At 68.6% G+C, this 17536-nt stretch carries 19 protein-coding genes; 7 read left to right on the forward strand and 12 right to left on the reverse strand.

Annotation, left to right across the window (positions count from 1 at the left end):
• Window positions 1–143: 143 nt before the first annotated feature.
• From D1409_RS10115 to D1409_RS10125, 3 genes are all read left to right on the forward strand, one after another.
• A complete protein-coding gene (locus D1409_RS10115) occupies window positions 144–1697 on the forward strand; it encodes a sulfatase (protein WP_123536669.1) in 1554 nt (517 codons plus the stop codon).
• Between the two features lie 2 nt (window positions 1698–1699).
• Window positions 1700–2725: a lysylphosphatidylglycerol synthase transmembrane domain-containing protein gene (locus tag D1409_RS10120; protein WP_164471629.1), complete on the forward strand. Its 1026-nt coding sequence runs from the start codon at window positions 1700–1702 to the stop codon at window positions 2723–2725.
• A 78-nt stretch (window positions 2726–2803) separates the two neighbouring features.
• Complete coding sequence (locus D1409_RS10125) at window positions 2804–4153, forward strand: MFS transporter (RefSeq protein WP_123536673.1); 1350 nt, start codon at window positions 2804–2806, stop codon at window positions 4151–4153.
• Between the two features lie 60 nt (window positions 4154–4213).
• On the opposite strand, the gene D1409_RS10130 is transcribed toward D1409_RS10125, so the two are convergent.
• Window positions 4214–4885, reverse strand: a complete 672-nt coding sequence (locus D1409_RS10130; RefSeq protein ID WP_123536675.1) for an RNA ligase partner protein — start codon at window positions 4883–4885, stop codon at window positions 4214–4216.
• A 464-nt stretch (window positions 4886–5349) separates the two neighbouring features.
• Here D1409_RS10130 and D1409_RS10135 point away from each other — a divergent pair, with 464 nt between their 5' ends.
• Window positions 5350–6477, forward strand: coding sequence for an RNA ligase (locus tag D1409_RS10135; protein WP_123536677.1), 1128 nt, complete (start codon window positions 5350–5352; stop codon window positions 6475–6477).
• A 33-nt stretch (window positions 6478–6510) separates the two neighbouring features.
• Here D1409_RS10135 and D1409_RS24460 read toward each other — a convergent pair whose 3' ends face one another.
• The 5 genes from D1409_RS24460 to D1409_RS24465 all read right to left on the reverse strand — a co-directional run bounded on the left by D1409_RS24460 (window position 6511) and on the right by D1409_RS24465 (window position 10365).
• A complete protein-coding gene (locus tag D1409_RS24460; protein WP_164471630.1) occupies window positions 6511–6666 on the reverse strand; it encodes a hypothetical protein in 156 nt (51 codons plus the stop codon).
• A gap of 91 nt (window positions 6667–6757) precedes the next feature.
• Window positions 6758–8614: a UvrD-helicase domain-containing protein gene (locus D1409_RS10140; RefSeq protein WP_123536679.1), complete on the reverse strand. Its 1857-nt coding sequence runs from the start codon at window positions 8612–8614 to the stop codon at window positions 6758–6760.
• A gap of 223 nt (window positions 8615–8837) precedes the next feature.
• Window positions 8838–9137: a DUF7521 family protein gene (locus tag D1409_RS10145; RefSeq protein ID WP_123536681.1), complete on the reverse strand. Its 300-nt coding sequence runs from the start codon at window positions 9135–9137 to the stop codon at window positions 8838–8840.
• Window positions 9138–9247: 110 nt separating this feature from the next.
• Window positions 9248–9598, reverse strand: coding sequence for an ArsR/SmtB family transcription factor (locus D1409_RS10150; protein WP_123536683.1), 351 nt, complete (start codon window positions 9596–9598; stop codon window positions 9248–9250).
• Between the two features lie 590 nt (window positions 9599–10188).
• Window positions 10189–10365: an HVO_0416 family zinc finger protein gene (locus tag D1409_RS24465; RefSeq protein ID WP_164471631.1), complete on the reverse strand. Its 177-nt coding sequence runs from the start codon at window positions 10363–10365 to the stop codon at window positions 10189–10191.
• Window positions 10366–10533: 168 nt separating this feature from the next.
• On the opposite strand from D1409_RS24465, the gene D1409_RS10155 reads away from it, so the two are divergent.
• A complete protein-coding gene (locus tag D1409_RS10155; RefSeq protein ID WP_123536685.1) occupies window positions 10534–11856 on the forward strand; it encodes an outer membrane protein assembly factor BamB family protein in 1323 nt (440 codons plus the stop codon).
• A 73-nt stretch (window positions 11857–11929) separates the two neighbouring features.
• Here D1409_RS10155 and crcB read toward each other — a convergent pair whose 3' ends face one another.
• Both crcB and D1409_RS10165 read right to left on the reverse strand, forming a co-directional pair.
• Window positions 11930–12277, reverse strand: a complete 348-nt coding sequence (gene crcB, locus D1409_RS10160) for a fluoride efflux transporter CrcB (RefSeq protein ID WP_394339031.1) — start codon at window positions 12275–12277, stop codon at window positions 11930–11932.
• Window positions 12274–12684, reverse strand: a complete 411-nt coding sequence (locus D1409_RS10165) for a fluoride efflux transporter FluC (protein WP_394339032.1) — start codon at window positions 12682–12684, stop codon at window positions 12274–12276. Before D1409_RS10165 ends, crcB begins: the two co-directional genes overlap by 4 nt.
• 154 nt (window positions 12685–12838) lie before the next feature.
• On the opposite strand from D1409_RS10165, the gene D1409_RS10170 reads away from it, so the two are divergent.
• On the forward strand, window positions 12839–13288 hold the full coding sequence (locus D1409_RS10170) for a DUF7382 domain-containing protein (protein WP_123536692.1): 450 nt from the start codon (window positions 12839–12841) through the stop codon (window positions 13286–13288).
• 15 nt (window positions 13289–13303) lie between these two features.
• On the opposite strand, the gene D1409_RS10175 is transcribed toward D1409_RS10170, so the two are convergent.
• From D1409_RS10175 to D1409_RS10185, 3 genes are read right to left on the reverse strand one after another with little or no spacing between them, the layout of a single operon-like run.
• Window positions 13304–14050 (reverse strand): protein-L-isoaspartate O-methyltransferase family protein, encoded by a 747-nt coding sequence (locus D1409_RS10175; protein ID WP_123536694.1) that lies wholly within the window; start codon window positions 14048–14050, stop codon window positions 13304–13306.
• Window positions 14051–14101: 51 nt separating this feature from the next.
• Entirely contained in the window at window positions 14102–14728 is a 627-nt protein-coding gene (locus D1409_RS10180; protein ID WP_123536696.1) for a protein-L-isoaspartate(D-aspartate) O-methyltransferase, read from the reverse strand.
• 1 nt (window position 14729) lies between these two features.
• Window positions 14730–15383 (reverse strand): HVO_0476 family zinc finger protein, encoded by a 654-nt coding sequence (locus D1409_RS10185; protein WP_123536698.1) that lies wholly within the window; start codon window positions 15381–15383, stop codon window positions 14730–14732.
• Window positions 15384–15470: 87 nt separating this feature from the next.
• On the opposite strand from D1409_RS10185, the gene D1409_RS10190 reads away from it, so the two are divergent.
• Window positions 15471–16472 (forward strand): CPBP family intramembrane glutamic endopeptidase, encoded by a 1002-nt coding sequence (locus D1409_RS10190; RefSeq protein ID WP_123536699.1) that lies wholly within the window; start codon window positions 15471–15473, stop codon window positions 16470–16472.
• Window position 16473: 1 nt separating this feature from the next.
• Here D1409_RS10190 and D1409_RS10195 read toward each other — a convergent pair whose 3' ends face one another.
• Window positions 16474–17436, reverse strand: coding sequence for an aminopeptidase (locus D1409_RS10195; protein WP_123536701.1), 963 nt, complete (start codon window positions 17434–17436; stop codon window positions 16474–16476).
• Between the last annotated feature and the right edge of the window lie 100 nt (window positions 17437–17536).

A 17536-nucleotide genomic window follows, 5' to 3' on the forward strand; every position in this document is an offset into this window, starting at 1 on the left:
TCATGTTGTCTCGGATGGGTCCTGGCAGTCGTCTGCGTCCCTGGTCGTCGGTAGAGACCCTCCAGCGCTGGAATCACGGACCCGAACTACGCCTCGAACCCGGAATCACGGACTTTAATTCCGTGCGTGGCGCTTGCCCATCCATGAGCGAGACAGACGGTCCGGGGAACGTCCTCTTCGTCGTCACGGACACGGTCCGGAAGAGCCACCTCTCGGTGTATGGCTACGACCGGCCGACGACGCCGAACCTGGAGGCGTTCGCCGACGACGCGCGGGTCTACGAACAGGCCGTCGCGCCGGCGCCCTGGACCCTGCCCGTCCACGCCTCGCTGTTCACGGGCCTCTACCCCACCCAGCACGGCGCCACGCAGGAGAACCCCTACCTGGAAGGCGCCACGACGCTCGCCGAGTCGCTCTCGGCGGCCGACTACGCCACCGCCTGCTACTCGTCGAACGCCTGGATCACTCCCTACACCAACCTCACGGACGGCTTCGACGACCAGGACAACTTCTTCCAGGTCATGCCCGGCGACTTCCTCTCGGGCCCGCTGGCGAAGCTCTGGAAGACGATGAACGACAACGAGACCCTCCGCTCCGTCGCGGACCGTCTCGTCGAACTCGGCAACACCGCCCACGAGTACTTCGCACAGGGCGGCGGCGGCGACTCCAAGACGCCCGAGATCGTCGACCGCGTCCGGGACTTCGTCGAGGCGAGCGAGGCCGACGGCGACGACTGGTTCACGTTCGTCAACCTGATGGACGCCCACCTGCCGTACCACCCGCCCGACGAGTTCGCCGAGGAGTTCGCCCCCGGCGTCGACTCCACCGAGGTCTGCCAGAACTCCAAGGAGTACAACTCCGGGGCCCGCGACATCGACGACGAGGAGTGGGAGGCAATCGAGGGCCTGTACGACGCCGAGATCGCACACATCGACCACCACCTCGGGCGCCTGTTCGACTGGCTGCAGGAGACCGACCGCTGGGAGGACACCCTCGTCGTCGTCTGCGCCGACCACGGCGAACTCCACGGCGAACACGACCTGTACGGCCACGAGTTCTGCATCTACGACCCGCTCGTGAACGTCCCGCTCATGGTCAAACACCCCGACCTCGACGCCGAGCGCGACGACGAGACGCAGGTCGAACTGCAGGACCTGTACCACACCGTCCTCGACCACGCCGGCGTCTCGGCCGCGGCGGGCGGGGAACCGTTCGACGCGGCGCGGTCGCTCCTGCGCGCCGACTACCGGGAGTTCGCGGGCGTCGACGCGCCGACGGGCGCCGAGTCGCGCTTCGCCGCTCACGACGCGGGCGACCTCGACGACTACGCGTTCGTCGACTACCACCGGCCGGTCGTCGAGCTCAACCAGCTGGAGAGCAAGGCCGCGGCGGCCGGGATCGAACTCGACACCGACTCGCGGTTCTACTCGCGCATGCGCTCGGCGCGGCGGGCGGACGGGAAGTACATCCGCAACGAGCGCATCCCGGACGAAGCCTACCGGATCGACACCGACCCGGACGAACTCGACGATGTGGCGGGCACCGACGACGAGGTGGTCGCCGCGACCGAGGAGGCGCTGGTCACCTTCGAGTCCGAGATGGACGGCGAGTGGGACGACGTGACCGACGAGGACGTGCTCGACGACATGGGTGACGAGGCGAAGGACCGCCTGTCGGACCTGGGATACATCGAGTAATCGTGAGCCAGTCAGACGGGCGCGTCGACCTCCTCGACCGCCAGACGGCCCTGAAGATCGTCGGCGGATTCGCCATCGCGCTCGTCGTCCTCGCGCTGATCGCCTACGGCATCGGACTCGACAAGATCCAGCGGGAGCTCGCCGACGCCGACCTCCGGTGGCTGGCCGCGGGGTGTCTCTCGACGGCGATCGGCCTCGTCGCGTGGGCCAAGGCGTGGCAGGTCGTTCTCGGCGTCGTCGGCTACCGCGTCCCCTTCCGAAAGCTCGTCGTCACCTACTACGCGGCGACGTTCGCCAACTACGTCACGCCGCTGGGACAGGCCGGCGGCGAGCCGTTCATCGCCTACGTGCTCTCCCGTGACACGGAGGCCAGTTACGAGGACTCACTGGCCTCCGTCGTGACGGCCGACCTCCTCAATCTCCTGCCCTTCTTCACGTTCGCGGCCATCGGGACGGTCGTCCTGGTCGCACAGCAGACCCTCTCGAACAGAATCCGCGGCGTCGCCGGCATCCTCGTCGTCTTCGCCGTCGGCGCGCCCGTCGTGGCGGTGCTCGGCTGGCGCTCCCGACGGCGCCTCGGCGCGCTCGCGCTCCGTGTCGTCGCACCGGTCGCGAACCGGACGCGGTTCGTGACTCTCGACGGTATCCGCGAGCGACTGCGCGAACTCAACACGGCCTTCGAGCGTATCGCCGCCGACCGGCGGGCGCTCGCCCACGCGCTCGCCTACTCCTTCGTCGGCTGGCTGTTCTTCGCGCTCCCCCTCTACTTCGCCGTACTGGCAGTCGGCCGGGAGATATCGCTCTTCCTCGTCTTCTTCATCGTCCCCGCGAGCACGCTCGCCGGGCTGACGCCATCGCCCGGCGGTCTCGCAGGCGTGGAGGCGGCGCTCGCCGGCCTGCTCGGGACGCTCGGCGGGTTCACGTTCGCGACGGGGCTCTCCATCGCCATCGTCTACCGGCTGGCGAGCTACGTGTTCGCCGTGCTGGTCGGCGGCGTCGCGGCGCTGTACGTCCTCTCCCGGTCCTGATCGGGGCGCGCTCGCGGCGAGATCAGCCCGGCGCGACGGTACCACTATCTACCACGTCCACGAACCACGCAACCAGAGATGGCGACAGACCGGGAGTCGGTCGGCGTCCTCGACCCGTTTCGGCGATTGCTCTCGCTCGAACGCGACGTGCTCGTGCTCTCGGCGGCGATGTTCGCGTTCAGCCTCGGCTTCCAGATGACCAGCCGGTTCCTCCCGGAGTACATGGTCGCGCTCGGCGCCTCCGGGTTCGTCGTCGGGCTGTTCGGGACCGTCGGGAACATCATCTCCGCCGTCTACCCCTATCCCGGCGGCGCGGTGTCGGACCGCATCGGCTCGCGGTACGCGCTGACGGTGTTCGGCCTGCTCTCGACGGTCGGCTTCGGCTTCTGGCTCGTCGCCCCGGGCATCGGAACGGTGTCGGTCGGCGGCGTCACGCTCGCGCCGTGGCTCTGGATCTTCGTCGGCCTCTTCCTCGCCCAAGCGTGGAAGTCGTTCGGCCTCGGCGCCTCCTTCGCCGTCGTCAAGCAGGCGACCGACCCCTCGAAGCTCGCCGCGGGGTTCGCCAGCACGGAGACCTTTCGGCGAACTGCCTTCCTCGTCGGCCCCGTGATGGCCGCCGTCCTGATCGGCCTCCATCCCGACTTCACCGTGAGTTTCCAGTACGTCCTCGCGGTCGCCGTCGTGTTCGGGGTCGTCGGCACCGTCGTCCAGCACCTCCTCTACGACGCCAGTTCGGACACCATCGGCGACAGCTTCGAGGGCGTCGACCAGATCGCCAGCGACCTCCGGGAGATGCCCGAGGAACTCCGACCGCTGCTGGTCGGCGACACGCTCGTCCGCTTCGCCAACGGCATGGTGTACGTGTTCTTCGTCCTCGTGATCACCCAGATATTCCAGGTCGGACTGGAGACCACGGTGGCGCTCGGCGGGGCCTCCTACGCCGTCGACCTCTCGCCCGAGGCCTTCTTCGGGTACCTCCTCGGCGTGGAGATGCTCGTCGCGCTCCTCGTGATGGCCCCGGCGGCGAAGGTCGCGGAGCGAGTGGGACTGAAGCCCGTCGTCGCGCTCGGGTTCGCCGTCTACGCGGTCTTCCCGCTCGTGCTGATCTTCGGCCCGGAGTACGCGGCACCGTACCTCTCGCCCGCCGCGGTCATGATCGTCGTGTTCGCCTTCTCCGGCCTGCGCTTCGCGGGCCTGCCGTCGCACAAGGCCCTGATCGTCGGTCCGGCGGAACAGGGCGCCGGCGGGCGCGTCACCGGGACGTACTACCTGCTCCGGAACACCATCGTCATCCCGAGCGCCGCGCTGGGCGGGTATCTCTGGGACTTCGTCAGCCCCGAACTGGCCTTCACCGTCGCGGCCGTTATCGGGCTCGTCGGAACCGGGTACTTCCTCGTGTTCGGCGAGGAGTTCGAGGCCTACGCCTGAGCGGTCGGGTGGTCGGCGGTCTGGTGGCCGAGCGGACCGACAGACGCTGCGCCGGCGGGCCTACATCTCGACGTAGTCCTCGTGCCCGCTGGCGACCAGATACTCCCGGAGCAGCGCGGGGAAGTTCCGCCCCTGCAGGTACCGGAGGCCGAAGTCGTCGGCCCAGCCGACGATCCCCTGGTCCTCGGTGACGACGCCGGCGTCGAGCTCGCGAGCGAGGATGAGCAGGTCGAAGTCCTCGCGGGAGTCGAGCACGCCCTGCCGGAGCGCCCGGCGGTACTGGTCGCGCAGGTCGGAGATGACGCGGTCGACCTCGGTCATGTGGTCGTGGTTCTCGACGGTGTCGCTCGAGGACTGCTCGGCCTCGCGGACGGCCTTCTCGGCGACGCGCAGCCCCCGGTTCACGCGGTCGGACATCTCGTCGACGAACTCGTAGACGACGTGGGCGGGGATCGTCACCTCGTAGCGCGCGGGCGCTTTCGTGATGACCCACGTGTCGAGCTTCGCGAAGATCTCCTCGTCCACGTCGCGCTCGGCGAGCATCTGGGTGAGTTCGTCGTCGATCGCGGGCGGGATGTAACAGGAGATGTTCAGCGTCAGCTTCGCGTCCGCGATCAGGGTCAGCAGTTCGAGGCAGGCGTCCTCCAGGTCCTGGCCCTCCTCGCGGATCTCCGGTGTGATGAACACCGACGTGTCGAGCACGAACCGCTGTTTGAGCGGCGAGTCCGCCATTGTCGGGTACTACGCGTCGAGTCCTCAATAATTTCGGGGCCGATATCTGGTGTTCGGTCCGATCTGCGAGTTGAGTGGTTGTTTCTGTGTAGTGAGTCGTGAATAGAAGTCGGATTGGAGTGACTGCAGAAGACGAAGAGAGTTGAAAGCCCTCGCCCCGCTCGCGGTCGCTGAGCGGGATATCCTCGCTCCGGTCGGATAGTGCCCGCTCAGCGACTCCGCTCCCTCCGGTCGCCGCGACCGAGCCTCGCCCTTTCAGTCCGCCAGGAACTGCATCGCACGGTACCGCGCCACATACCTCCCCAGCCGATTGCGGTGCTCACTTCGTTGCGCTCCTCATCCCTCGCACGGTGCTGTCGCGAGATAGAACTCGCGACAGCGCGCGCCACCGCGACTGGTCACTTTGTGGGCTGTCCCGAGCACCCGCCGCGGAGTCTAAGCACGTGGCGCTCGAACGATAGGTCATGGGCCGAGACTGGGCGGCGGTGTTCGGCGTCGCCGACACGGACCACCTGTTCGAGCACTTCCAGTCCGAGCGCTACCGCGGGCGCGAGTACCGCTACCTGCCGGACGCGCGCCACGGCGTCGAACGTGGGACTGCCATCCTCGGCGACGCCGTCGTCCGCGGGTTCCCCTCCATCCCGCGCACGCTCGTCCTCGATCCGGGGATCCCCGAGTACTTCGACGGGCCCGTCGCGGTCGAGGAGAAACTGAACGGCTACAACGTGCGCGTCGCCGACGTGAACGCGGGCCACTGGGAGGAGTTCGGCCCGCTGGCGTTCACCCGGAGCGGCCACGTCTGTCGCTACACGACCGAGACCGTCCGCGATCAGTGTCCGCTGGACGACTTCTTCGCCGACCACCCGGACCTGCAGGTGTGCGCCGAGGTCGTCGGCCCGGAGAACCCCTACACGACCCACGACTACGACGAGGTCGAGTCGGTCGCCGTCCGCGTCTTCGACCTGCGCGACCGGGAGACGGGCGACCCGCTCCCGGTGGCCGAACGGCGCGACCTCTGCGAGGCGTACGGCTTCGAACAGGTCCGGTCGTTCGGCGTCCACGACCCCGATGCGGCCGTCGACGCGGTGGGCGACGCCATCGACGAACTCGACGAGCAAGGGCGGGAGGGTGTCGTCCTCACCGCGGCCGACGGGCGCCGACGGCTCAAGTACACCACCTCCGCGATCCACCGCTCGGACCTCGAACACGCGTTCGCGCTCCCGTTCGACTACGGTCGCGACTTCCTCTTCTCGCGGGTGATCCGTGAGGTGTTTCAGGCGGTCGAGCGCGACGAGCGCGACGAGGTCGTCCGCGAGCGCGCACGGAATCTCGGCGAGTCGATCCTCCTGCCCGCGGTCGAGACGGTCCGGGCCGTCGACCGGGGCGAACCCGTCGGTGACGAGCACGTCGTCCGCGGCGACCCCGAGGTCCTCGACCGCTTGCTCGACCAGTTCCGCGACCGGGGTCTCGAACTCGACGTGCGCGCGGACCGCCGCGACGGCGACGAGCGCGTCGTCGAGTTCGTCAAACTCGCCAGAGCCACCCGCGACAAGACGGAGTTCTACCTCGAGGGCGGAACGATCGACGAGTGACGGCGTGGCTGGCGGACCGGTCCGCCAGCCGGCTCACCGACGCTGGAACAGCGGTGTGATCTCGGCCTCGTGACAGGACTGGCAGACGAATCTATCGCGGATCCCCTCCTCGTCCTGCGGGTTGACTAGCAGGTGGACGGTCGCATCGAACGGGACTCGCTCGCCACAGATGCCGCACTGTTCGGTCACGGTCTCCCCCTGCGTGCGATACGGTCCCAATCAGCAAAGGTGTGTGGGTCGGTCGGACGACCCTCGAAGATCGGAGTCGCTGTCGTCGGGGTCAGTCGGCCGCGACGGCGTCGTCGAGCTCCTGAGCGTTGGCGAGGACGTCCTCGACCGAATCGCCCGTCGGCTCGTTGTTGAGGAGGACGTCGATGGGCAGGGTCGGCGCCCCGTCGACGAGGTTCTCCATGATGACGAGTCGCTCGCGAGCGCGGGACATCCCGACGTAGAACACCCGGCGCTCGTTGTCCGTGAGGGTCGGAACCGGCGAGGTGTGTTTGGTGAACTCCTCGTCGCCGGGCACGTCGCGGTTGGACTGGTCGACGGTCGCGGCCATCTGCTCGACGACCTTCTCCGTCAGGTCCGTCGCGACGAACACGTGGTCGGCCTCACGACCCTTCGCGCTGTGGATGGTGCCCACGCGGACGCGGTCGGTCTGCATCCCCGCGTACTCGCCGCCGAAGTACGCCTCGACGCTCCGTTCCTGGAAGTTCGTCACCTTCCGGAGCATGTCCGCGGCCGCCCGCGGGTCCGGGACGAACGGCGCGAAGTCGCGGATCGTCTCGGGGTCGACCGAGAGCTCTTCGAGGTCCTCGACGTCCGACGCCTCCTCCATCTCGTCGAGTTCGTCGAACAGGTCGTCGCGCTCGCTCGTCCCGAAGGCCGAGTCGGCGAGCATGTCCGCGAGTCGACGGGCCTCCAGCCCGGTGACGGCTTCCTCTTCGTCGAGTTTCTCGATGGCGCGGACGTACTGGGTCAGCCGGTCGGTCCACATCCGCTGGTCGGTCAGGCAGGTGAACGGGATCCCCTCGTCGATGAACTCGTCGATGAACTGGAACATCTGGTAGCGCGCGCGGAAGAGGATCATCGCGGTGCCCTCCTCGTCCTGTTCGATCGTCGTGCGGACGTTCCGGACGAGGTCGATCATCGTCGGGTTCTGGACGCCCTCGACGCGACCGCCCTCCTTGCGCGGGTTGAGGTCCTTCTCCTGGCGCTTCTCGATGTGGCTGACCTCCTTGTTGACGACGTTGAGGATCCGGGAGGGGAGCCGGTAGGAGTTGGGCAGGATGTTGTCGTCGGTGACGTCCTCCTCCAGGAGCAGGTCGGGGTCGGCGCCCTGCCAGGCGTACACGACCTGGTCGTCGTCGCCGGCGATGAGCACCGTCTCCATGTGCGGACGCCACTCGCGGTATACGTCGTACTGCAGCGTCGTGATGTCCTGGAACTCGTCGATGACGAGGTAGTCGACGCTGGGCATGAGCGAGCGCTGGGCGACGCGTTCGAGCATGTCGGCGAAGCCGACCACGTCGTGTTCGCCCTTGTACTGGCGCCACGCGCGGATCGTCTCGGGGACGCTGATCCGGTCGTCGTCGCTCGGCCACGTCGGCGTGTACTTGTTGCCCGTCTGGGCGTTCTCGTCGATGTCCGGCGGGAGCCGGATGACTTCGTCGTCCCACTTGAACGGGACGTCGTACCAGTCGGCCACGTCCCTGCGGGTCCGCTGGAGCCACTGGCTCGTGGCGATGATCTTGTTCCCGATGGTCGTCGACCGGGCCGAGCGGCGTCGCGAGCCCTCGTACTCGTCCTCGTAGTCGATGCCGAACTCGTCGCAGAACTCCTCCTTGTCGGACTCGCCCACGACGTCCCCCCGCGAGAGGTTGAGCAGTTCGTAGGCTTTCGCGTGCATCGTGCAGACGTTCCCCTTGAGCGCCCGCGGCGACTCCCCCAGTCGCTCCGCGAGGCGTTCACGGATCTCCGCGGCGGCCGCACGCGTGTAGGACACCACGAGCACGTCACGGAACTCCACGTCGTCGTTCTCTTCGAGCAGGGTCTCGACCCTGTCGAGCAGTGCCGTCGTCTTCCCGCTCCCGGGACCACCGAACAGGCGCGTCACCTGGGTGGACGGTTCAGTCATTGGACCACTAGTGAGGCTACACACCCATAAGGGAAGCGACTCGCGTTCAACTCGACGCTCCCGCGTCCCGCCCACGCCGTCTGACGGTCGCCACGGCGCGCGTTCCGCTTCGCCGTCCGACGGTCGCCACGGCGCGCCCTGCCCATGCCTCCCGGATCGAGGTGTCGGTCCAGAACGTCTCGTCTCGGTCGAGTCTCGACCCTCGCGAACGCTACGCGTTCGCTCAGTCCCTGTACAGCGAGATGTACAGCATCGTGAAGCCGATGATGAACGGGATCGACTCCGTCATCTGGAAGAACAACCGGACGACTTCGGTCGCCTCGCGAGCGCCGATCTGGGCGATCACGGTACTCGCGACGCCCATGCTGATGAACGCGAAGCCCATGAACGCGTACTGCAGGCGGTCCGAGGGGCGCTGGCGATACGCCTGGAAGCTGATCAGGGTGATCCCGAGCGACAGCCCGAACACTGCCAGCCGCATCAGCGCCAGTAGTCCGCGCATGATCGCTGCGACGTCCACCATCGTGTCGTCTGTCGACAGGATAGTCTGGTTTATAATTTCGCCGGTCCAGTCCGGGGACGACGCGGTCGTGCCGTCGCTCGCCCCGGGCGGTCACCGGACCCGCTGGCGACTTACTCGGGGTTGAGGTCGTCCCAGAGCTGACTGAATCGGTCGGGGAGGTTCTCCTCGCGGTAGATGCGCACCTTGTACTCGTCGTCCTCGAGAGAGATGACCGTCGACTCGAAGTTCGACTCGTACACCTTGTAGTGGTTGCCGTCGTCCGCGACGAGCGTCTGGTCCGTCACGAGATCGTACTGGTTGAGCATCTCGATGCGCCGGTAGACGGTCGGTAGCGACAGGTCACACTCCTCGCTCAGTTCCTTCGCCGACCGGGGCTCGCGACTGAGCGCGGCCAGCACCCGCCGAGCGTGTTCGTCGCCGATAGTATCGAGTATCTCCTCGATTGCCCGTTCTTCGTCCACTACCGGTGTGATCTCTCGAGGTGTTATATAGACCTTTCGAGGGTGAGCTCTTTCAGGCTCAGAAAACGCCCCTGCCCCATTATACGAATCCCCTCACTACCCAGTGATGCGGACCAAGTGTGAGCCCGAGCGGCCCATCGCACCGTGCGCATCCGTGTGTGCCAGTGGTGGGGTGTGGGTTCGTCCGATCCGCGGGCGGGAGGTCGAGACCACGCCTGACGGCGTTCGACGCTCCCCCGCGGACCGGTACGGGCCGCCCGGGCTCGCATGCGGTCCTCGCCGGCACGAGCGCGCTGCCGGAGGTCGGTTCCGGTGCCATTCCCCCTATGCGTCTCCCCCGACGCAAATCGGAACCGAACGGGTCTCACGACCCGCCGGCTATCCCCCTGCCGGGCCTCCGTTGCCCGCCTTCCGGTGGACTTCCCCCTTATTCCCCCCAACAATTTCGACCCGTCCCAGCGACGGGCTCGCCCGTGACCCGCGACCAGTAACCGCGCTCCGACGACCGCCGGGCCCGAGCCGTCGCTACCGAACTCTCGTCGACGCGCGTCGTGTCACGAAAAAACGGTAGAACGGTTCGTCGTCGTGTCTCAGGCCGGAGACCAGCCGCATACCGAGCACTCTGTCGCGGCCGTTTCGTGCAGTCCTCCGCAGTCGGGGCACTGCTTCTTGTTGTAGTTCTCTTCCCAGCCCGTCGCCTCGACGTCGTGTCCACGGTCGGTCAAGAACTCGTCGAACATGTCGTCGGTGCTCGGTGCGGACGCCATACGTGCTAAGGTATACCACACCAGCATATAGGTCTATTGGTATGCGAAACCCTTGCACAGTATCGATCGGTTCGGCGGGACGGCGTCGTCGACGGTCGGTCCGTTTCGGAGCGGAGCGTCGCCGAAGGAACCCAAGAGCATATGAGTCAGTTCACCGATACCACGGCTATGTCACGGAAACGGGCGGATCGTCGTCAGTTCCTGGCGGCAGTGGCGGCCGCGTCGACGGTCGGGTTGAGCGGATGTGGGTCCGACGACGACCCGACGGCGAGCGAGGGGGGCGGTAGCACGGGCGCGGGCACGCCGACCGAGTCACCGACGGACGCACCGACAGACACGCCGGAAGCGACCGACACGCCGGACCCGACGGACACGCCGGAAGCGACCGACACGCCGGACCCGACGGACACGCCGACCGCGACGCCGGGCGCCGAATCGTTCGCCTCGTGGCCCACGTTCATGCGCAACAACGAACACTGGGGCCACCACGCCGACGCGGAGGCACCCCACGAGGACGTCTCGGTCGACTGGTCGAGGGAGTTCGAACAGGACCAGGTCAACGCGACACCGGTGCTGTCCGACGGGACGCTGTACATCGGCGCGGGCGGTGCCGGTGACCCGAACGGGTCCTTCCACGCGCTGGACCCCGTCACCGGCGAGACGAAGTGGTCGAAAGACACCGCGGCACCGGTCACGAGCGCGGCGGCGGTCGACGAGGGACTGCTCTACATCGGCACCAGCGGCGGCATCATCTACGCGCTCCAGACCGCCGACGGGTCGGAGCTCTGGGACTGGGACCTCACGTCGACGGAGGCGGTCACCGCGCCCGTCGTCGCCGGCCGTCACGTCTACGTCGGCACCACCGGCAGCGACGTCTACAAGTTCGACGCGTACAACGGCGAACTGAAGTGGAACCAGAACACCTACGGCGCGATCACGTCGTCGCCGGTGTTCACCGACGACATGGTCTACGCCACCAGCGCCGACCACGACCTCTACGCGGTGACCGCGTCCGGCAGCCTCGAGTGGCAGAAATCGCTGGGCTCGAGCGCCAACGGCGTCTCCTACCGCGACCGACGGCTCTACGTTACCAGCGAGGACGGCCGACTCACCCAGATCAACACCCGCGGGAGCGTCGACTGGGAGACCTCCTTCGCCGGCAACGTCGCCGCTACCCCCGCGGTCACCGAAGACCGGGTGTTCGTCGGGACGCGGGACAACACGCTGTACGCCGTCGACGCCAGCGACGGGATCGAGCTCTGGCGGTTCACCCACCCGAGCGACGGCGTCACCGCGCCCCCGGTCGTCGCGGACGGCACCGTCTACGTCGGCAGTCGCGACGACAACGTCTACGCCGTCGACGCTGAGACCGGTGACCTCGAGTGGTCGTTCGAGACCGGCAACAACATCGAGACGGCCGCCCCCGTCGTCGCCGGCGGCCGCGTCTATATCGGGAGTCAGGACGGGACCTTCTACGCTCTCAGCGAGTAGCGGAGCGCGATATCGACCGCCGACCCGTCTCTCCGCCGACTCGTCTCTCCGCCGACTCGTCTCGCCGTCCGCCTCACCACGCCAGTCCCGCGACCGTCGATCCGATCCACACCGCGAGCAGCGCGCCGACCAGGTTGACGAGCGCGTTCGCCAGCGCGCGCCGACGCTCACCGGTCTCGAACAGCCGCACCGTCTCGAACGCGAACGTCGAGAACGTCGTGAACGCGCCACAGAAGCCAGTGCCCAGCGCGAGCACGACCGGGTCGCCGACCGGCGCGGCCAGCACGGCCCCCAGCGCGAGGCTTCCGAGGACGTTCACCGCCAGCGTGTCCCCCGTCCGCGCGTCGATCCGCTCGCCGAGCAGGTGTCGCGCCAGCGCGCCCGCGGCGCCGCCCAGCCCGACGAGGACCAGCGAGTTCACGAGAGCCACCTCGCGACCCAGCGGCCACAGAGGACGCCGACGAGCCCGAGCGCGTAGTTCGCCGCGACGTTCGCCGCCGCCAGCACCGGCGCCTGTCCGCCCGCGAGCGCCGTCGTCTCGGCCGCGAACGTGCTGTAGGTCGTGAACGAGGAGAGAAAGCCCGTCCCGACCAGCAGTCTGGTCTCCACGCTCAGCGCGTCCGCGAAGTGACGCTCGTACAGCAGGACGCCGAGTGCGAAACTCCCCAGGCCGTTGGCCGCGAGCGTCCCCCACGGGAAGGCCCCCGGGAGCGCCGACGCGAGCGCGTACCGGAGCACCGCACCGGCGAACCCGCCCGCGACGACGAGCGCGAGCGGTCCCAGACGAGTCAGCGTTCGGTCCCCGGACATCCGTTCGACAGTACCCATCGGGCGGGGGTACTCCTGCCTTTCCGTTTGCTCGCGAGACCGTGGACACGCCCGCGGCCCCCTCGAAACAGTCGCCGAAGTCGGAGCTGCCCCCTCACTCCCATGTAAACCCTCGTCCGAGCGTTTATGACCCAGACCGGGACCAGGGCCGCCCATGGAGCCACGAGCGCTCACCGGAGACGAACGCGCGATCGAAGGACTGCCGATCAGACTCGTCATCGCACTGGTCGTCGGCGTCGCCAGCCTGAGCGTCATGATGAACACGCTCGGCGGGATCCAGACGCTCGGCGTCACCGAACTCGACGTGCGCCCGACGCCCGAAGTCGTCGGCGAGGACCCGACGGACCTCTCGGTCGAAGTCGTCGGTCCACAGGGCGACCGCGTCGCCAACGCGACCGTCGTCGCCTCGGGCGGCACCGCCACGCTCGACTCGGTGACCACCGCGCGGACGAACGCCAACGGAACGGCGACGCTGTCGCTCTCGCCGTCGCTCGGGCCGAATCAACGTGAGGGGACGATACAGTTCGACGTGAAGCCGCCCGCCGGCGGGCAGTACGCGGACGAACGCGGGAACACGGAGGTGCTGGTCGTGGACGGGAAGTGACGGCCGTTCGGTGACTCAGCGGCCGACGGCGTCGTCCCAGTCGATCCACTCCTGCTCCCAGCCGGTGCGACCCTGGGCGTTCCGTCGGGCGAACTCGCGGTCCTCGCGACGGGTGCGATTGCGCTCGACCGTGTCGGCCTGTTCGCCCTCGACGAGCATCGGCTGGAACGCCACGCCGCCCAGTCGCTCGGTGACGTCCCCGTCCTCTACGACGACGAGGCTCTGGTCCCCGGCGCCCAGGGGCATGACCAGCCGGCCGTCCTCGGCCAGCTGGTCGACCAGCGCCGCCGGCGGGCTGATCGCCGCCGCTTCGAGCAGCACGCGGTCGAAGGGCGCGTACTCGGGGAGCCCCTCCGCGCCGTCGCGGCGGTCGACGAGGACGCCGTCGTAGCCGGCCTCGGCGAGGTTCTGGCGCGCGTCGATCACTAACCGGCGGGCGATGTCGATAGCGTGGACGTGCTGTTCGCCGGCGAGTTCCGCGACGACCGCGGCGGTGTACCCGACGCCCGCGCCCACGACGAGCACGGAATCCCCCTCCTGCACGTCGAGCGCTTCGAGGAGGCGTGCGACGGTGCTCGGCGCGAGCACGCGCGTCCCGAGTCGTTCGAACGGGCGGTCGGCGTACGCCCCGCGGTCCTCGGCGACGAACGCCTCTCGCGGGACCTCCCGCATCGCGACGGAGAGGCGTTCGCTCCGGAGACAGCCCTTGCTCTCGTGTTCCAGGCTGTCGACCATGTCGTCACGCACCACCGCGGGGTCCATGGTTTTCGGTCCGCCCTCGACGGTAATGAATGGCGCGGCTTCGGGGGTGCGTTACTGCAACTCCACGAACCGAACCCCGCCGTGGTCCTCCCGGTCGAGCGAGCCGTCGGCCCGCCGCCGGGCACGGACGAGCGTCTGTCGGCGGTTCCCGATCGGTCCCAGCACGTACCCGCCGGGGCGGACCTGCTCGACGACGGACTGGGGGAACTCGGAGGCGGCGCAGGTCAGGTACGCGCGGTCGTAGGGCGCGTGCTCGGGCCACCCCTCCTTGCCGTCGCCGGCGCGGACCGACACCTCGTCGTAGCCCAGTTCAGCCAGTTGCTCGCGGGCGTCCTCGGCGAGGTCGTCGTGGTACTCGACGGAGTAGACGCCCTCGCTCCCGACGGTCTCGGCGGTGACGGCGGCGTGGTACCCGCAACCGGTGCCGATCTCCAGCACAGCGTCGCCGGGGCGCAGGTCGAGCAGGTCGGCCATGATCGCGACCATGTGCGGAGCGCTGATGGTCTGGCCCTGGCCGATGGGGAGCGGGCGGTCGCGGTAGGCGCCCTCGCGGTGGCTCTCGGGGACGAACTCGTGGCGGGGAACGATGGCCAGCGCGTCGAGGACGCGCTCGTCGTCGACTCGACCGCGCTCGCGGAGGTGGTCGACTAACCGCTGGCGGGCGGCCGCGAAGTCCATGCTACCACGCGGACCAGGCCGTCGACGACTCGTCGCGGGCGTACAACCGGTTGATGTCCTTCGCGAACGCGCTGTCGCCGTCGAAGTCCAGCTTGTCGTGGTGGTATCCGTGGGCGTCGTCGCGGACGTGGATCCCCTCGACGGTGAACTCCTCGCCGCCGAGTTCGTCCGTCTCGCCGACCGTGAACTCGTAGTCGCCGGGCACCTGCACCGTCAGCGAGCGCGTCTCGTCGTGGCGCCCGTCTTTCGGGTGGAGCGTCAGGTTGACGCTGACGTTCCCGACGGCGCGGGTCCAGATGGTCTGGACCTCCTCGGCCGTGGTCTCCTCGACGCGCCCCTCGTCGTCGAGTTCGAGGCTGGTGATCCGGACGGTCATGATCGCCTCGTCGGTGTCGAGCAGGAACTCCTCGCCGACGGCCAGTTCCTCGCCCTCGGGGACGTCGGCCGTGGCGGTGAACGACTCGTCGTCCTGGGAGACGACCACGTCGCGCTCGTACTCGGTGGTGGCGTCGAGCGCGTGTTTGTGGGTGTGACTGCACTCGGTACAGCGGATCGTGGCGTGCCCGCCGCCGGTCGTGAGCACCTCGTGAACCGTCTCGAGGTCCGGCGAACACGAGGGGCAGGCGACGGCGACCCGCTCCGTGGACTCTGTCATACCCCTACGTAGCCCGCGAGCGCGTAAAAGTCCGCTGAGTCGATCCGCGGGCGAATATTCACGTAGTCCCGTTGCGAAGACCGGAGCATGGTCACCGGATCGGGACGAGCGGGTGACGAACGATTCGGACCGGGAACCGACGAGGGGGGGCTGGAACGGCGCCGGCTCGGCGTCTTCCTCGGGGTGGCGTTCGCCGTCTCCTGGGCGACGGCGGGCGTCATTTACGCACTCGGGGGTATCGGAGCGGGACCGACGCTCGCGCTGGGGATCCCGCTGTGGCTGGTCCTGCTCGCCGGGCCGTACATGTGGGGCCCCGCGGTCGGCCACGTCGCCGCGCGGTGGGTCACCGACGAGGGGTTCGACCGCGGCGAGATGCTGCTCCGCGTCCGGACGCCCGCGCTCCCGTGGCTGCTGGGGTGGCTCGGTCCCGTGGTCCTGATCGTGGCCGGTGCCGGACTCTACTTCCTGCTGTTTCCCGGGCGGTTCGGCGGGATGGCCGCGGTCGCCGACCTGCTGGCGACGCTGGAGGAACAGACGGGACAGGAGATACCGCTCTCGCCGACGGCGTTTCTGGCCGTCCAGTTCGTCCAGGCGCTCGTCGCCGCGCCGCTGTTGAACAGCCTCGCGACGTTCGGCGAGGAGTTCGGCTGGCGGGCGTACCTCCTGCCGAAGCTCGCACCGATGGGGTGGCAGCGGGCGCTCGCGGCCCACGGCGTCGTGTGGGGCGTCTGGCACTGGCCAGTGATCGCGATGGGGTACAACTACGGCGTCGGCTACCCGGGCGCGCCGTGGCTCGGGCTCCTGGCGATGGTCGTCGCGACGGTCGGCCTGGGCGTGTTCCTCGGGTGGCTCACCCTCCGGAGCGGGAGCGTCTTCCCCGCCGTCGTCGGCCACGCGATGATAAACGGGAGCGCCGGGCTGGCGACGCTGTTCGCGACCGACATCCCGAACCAGGTGTTCGGCCCGACGCCGGTGGGGCTGATCGGCGTCGTCCCCTGGTTCGTCGTCGCGGCCGTCCTGATCGCCCGCACCGAGTGGCTCTTCCCGAGCGAACGCGGTGCGGCGGAACAGACCGCCGAACGGACGTGACTCAGTTCTCGTTCGCGCTCGGCAGGTCTACGACCTCCCCGTCAGCGTACACCGTCGGCTCCGTGATGATCCCGTCGAGGTGGATCGGCGCGTGCGTGTCGCCGCCGATGCCGTGGTCGTCGCCGATGGCGATGTGCACGGTACCCGCGGCCTTCTCGTCCAGCAGGACCGAGCCGACGAGGTCCTCGACGGCGAGGTTCGAGCCGATCCCGAGCTCCGCGAGGTTGTAGGCGTCGTCGCCCACTTCCTCGGCCGCCTCCTCGACGTCGGCGCGGACCGCGTCGTCCGAGATGTCGGTGACGTACCCGTCTTCGACCTCGAAAGCGAGGGTCTGGCCCTCGTCGAGTTTCCCGTGGGGCATCATCGTCCCGTCGACGACGAACCGACCGTTGGCGTCCTCGGGACTGTGGAATATCTCGCCGGCGGGGAGGTTGGACATGTCGCCGGCCTCGTGGACGATGCCGGTGTCGAGTTGCCACTCGCGGTCGCCCGGCTCGAACGTGATGTCGGTACCCAGTTCCGTCGTCACCCGGACCTCCGCCGCGCCCGCGACCTGTTCGAGGAGGCGCTCGGACTCGGCGGCGATGGACTCGTAGTCGGCGTCCAGCCCCATCAGGAAAACGCCGTCGGTGATGCCGGGGAGCGTCGCGACCCGGGCGCCGGCCTCGTTGGCGTCCGTGCGGGCCGCCGTGTGGGTCAGGCTCTTCGTGGTCGGTGCGAGCACCACGTCGGCGCTGGCCATCGCGGCCGCGACCGGTTCGGGCGGCTCCTCGCCGTGCTGGTCGCCGGGCGGGTAGCGGACGATGGCGGCGTCGTCGGTTATCTCGCTCGCGACGGCGTACAGCGCCTCGCCGATGGCCTGGCGCTCGTCGTCGGTGACGACCGCACAGGACTCGTCGCTCCCGAGGTTCATGCACTGTTTCACGGCGGTCTCTGCCGGCGCTCGCAGGGACGAATCGCTCATGTCCGGGAGCGACGCGCTGACGGCGGTTAGGTCTTGTCCCCGGCGCGCGACCGGTCCCGAGTCCGGCGGATTCCGGGCCGCTCGCCGAAGGGTTCAATCG

This window comes from Halosimplex salinum (assembly GCF_003730195.1).
GTDB classification, from domain to species: Archaea; Halobacteriota; Halobacteria; order Halobacteriales; family Haloarculaceae; genus Halosimplex; species Halosimplex salinum.

Coding starts and splice junctions, on each gene's coding strand:
- D1409_RS10115 (WP_123536669.1), top strand. CDS start 144: ATGAGCGAGACAGACGGTCCGGGGAACGTCCTCTTCGTCGTCACGGAC.
- D1409_RS10125 (WP_123536673.1), top strand. CDS start 2,804: ATGGCGACAGACCGGGAGTCGGTCGGCGTCCTCGACCCGTTTCGGCGA.
- D1409_RS10130 (WP_123536675.1), bottom strand. CDS start 4,885: ATGGCGGACTCGCCGCTCAAACAGCGGTTCGTGCTCGACACGTCGGTG.
- D1409_RS10135 (WP_123536677.1), top strand. CDS start 5,350: ATGGGCCGAGACTGGGCGGCGGTGTTCGGCGTCGCCGACACGGACCAC.
- D1409_RS10140 (WP_123536679.1), bottom strand. CDS start 8,614: ATGACTGAACCGTCCACCCAGGTGACGCGCCTGTTCGGTGGTCCCGGG.
- D1409_RS10145 (WP_123536681.1), bottom strand. CDS start 9,137: ATGGTGGACGTCGCAGCGATCATGCGCGGACTACTGGCGCTGATGCGG.
- D1409_RS24465 (WP_164471631.1), bottom strand. CDS start 10,365: ATGGCGTCCGCACCGAGCACCGACGACATGTTCGACGAGTTCTTGACC.
- D1409_RS10155 (WP_123536685.1), top strand. CDS start 10,534: ATGTCACGGAAACGGGCGGATCGTCGTCAGTTCCTGGCGGCAGTGGCG.
- D1409_RS10165 (WP_394339032.1), bottom strand. CDS start 12,684: ATGGGTACTGTCGAACGGATGTCCGGGGACCGAACGCTGACTCGTCTG.
- D1409_RS10170 (WP_123536692.1), top strand. CDS start 12,839: ATGGAGCCACGAGCGCTCACCGGAGACGAACGCGCGATCGAAGGACTG.
- D1409_RS10175 (WP_123536694.1), bottom strand. CDS start 14,050: ATGGACCCCGCGGTGGTGCGTGACGACATGGTCGACAGCCTGGAACAC.
- D1409_RS10180 (WP_123536696.1), bottom strand. CDS start 14,728: ATGGACTTCGCGGCCGCCCGCCAGCGGTTAGTCGACCACCTCCGCGAG.
- D1409_RS10185 (WP_123536698.1), bottom strand. CDS start 15,383: ATGACAGAGTCCACGGAGCGGGTCGCCGTCGCCTGCCCCTCGTGTTCG.
- D1409_RS10190 (WP_123536699.1), top strand. CDS start 15,471: ATGGTCACCGGATCGGGACGAGCGGGTGACGAACGATTCGGACCGGGA.
- D1409_RS10195 (WP_123536701.1), bottom strand. CDS start 17,436: ATGAGCGATTCGTCCCTGCGAGCGCCGGCAGAGACCGCCGTGAAACAG.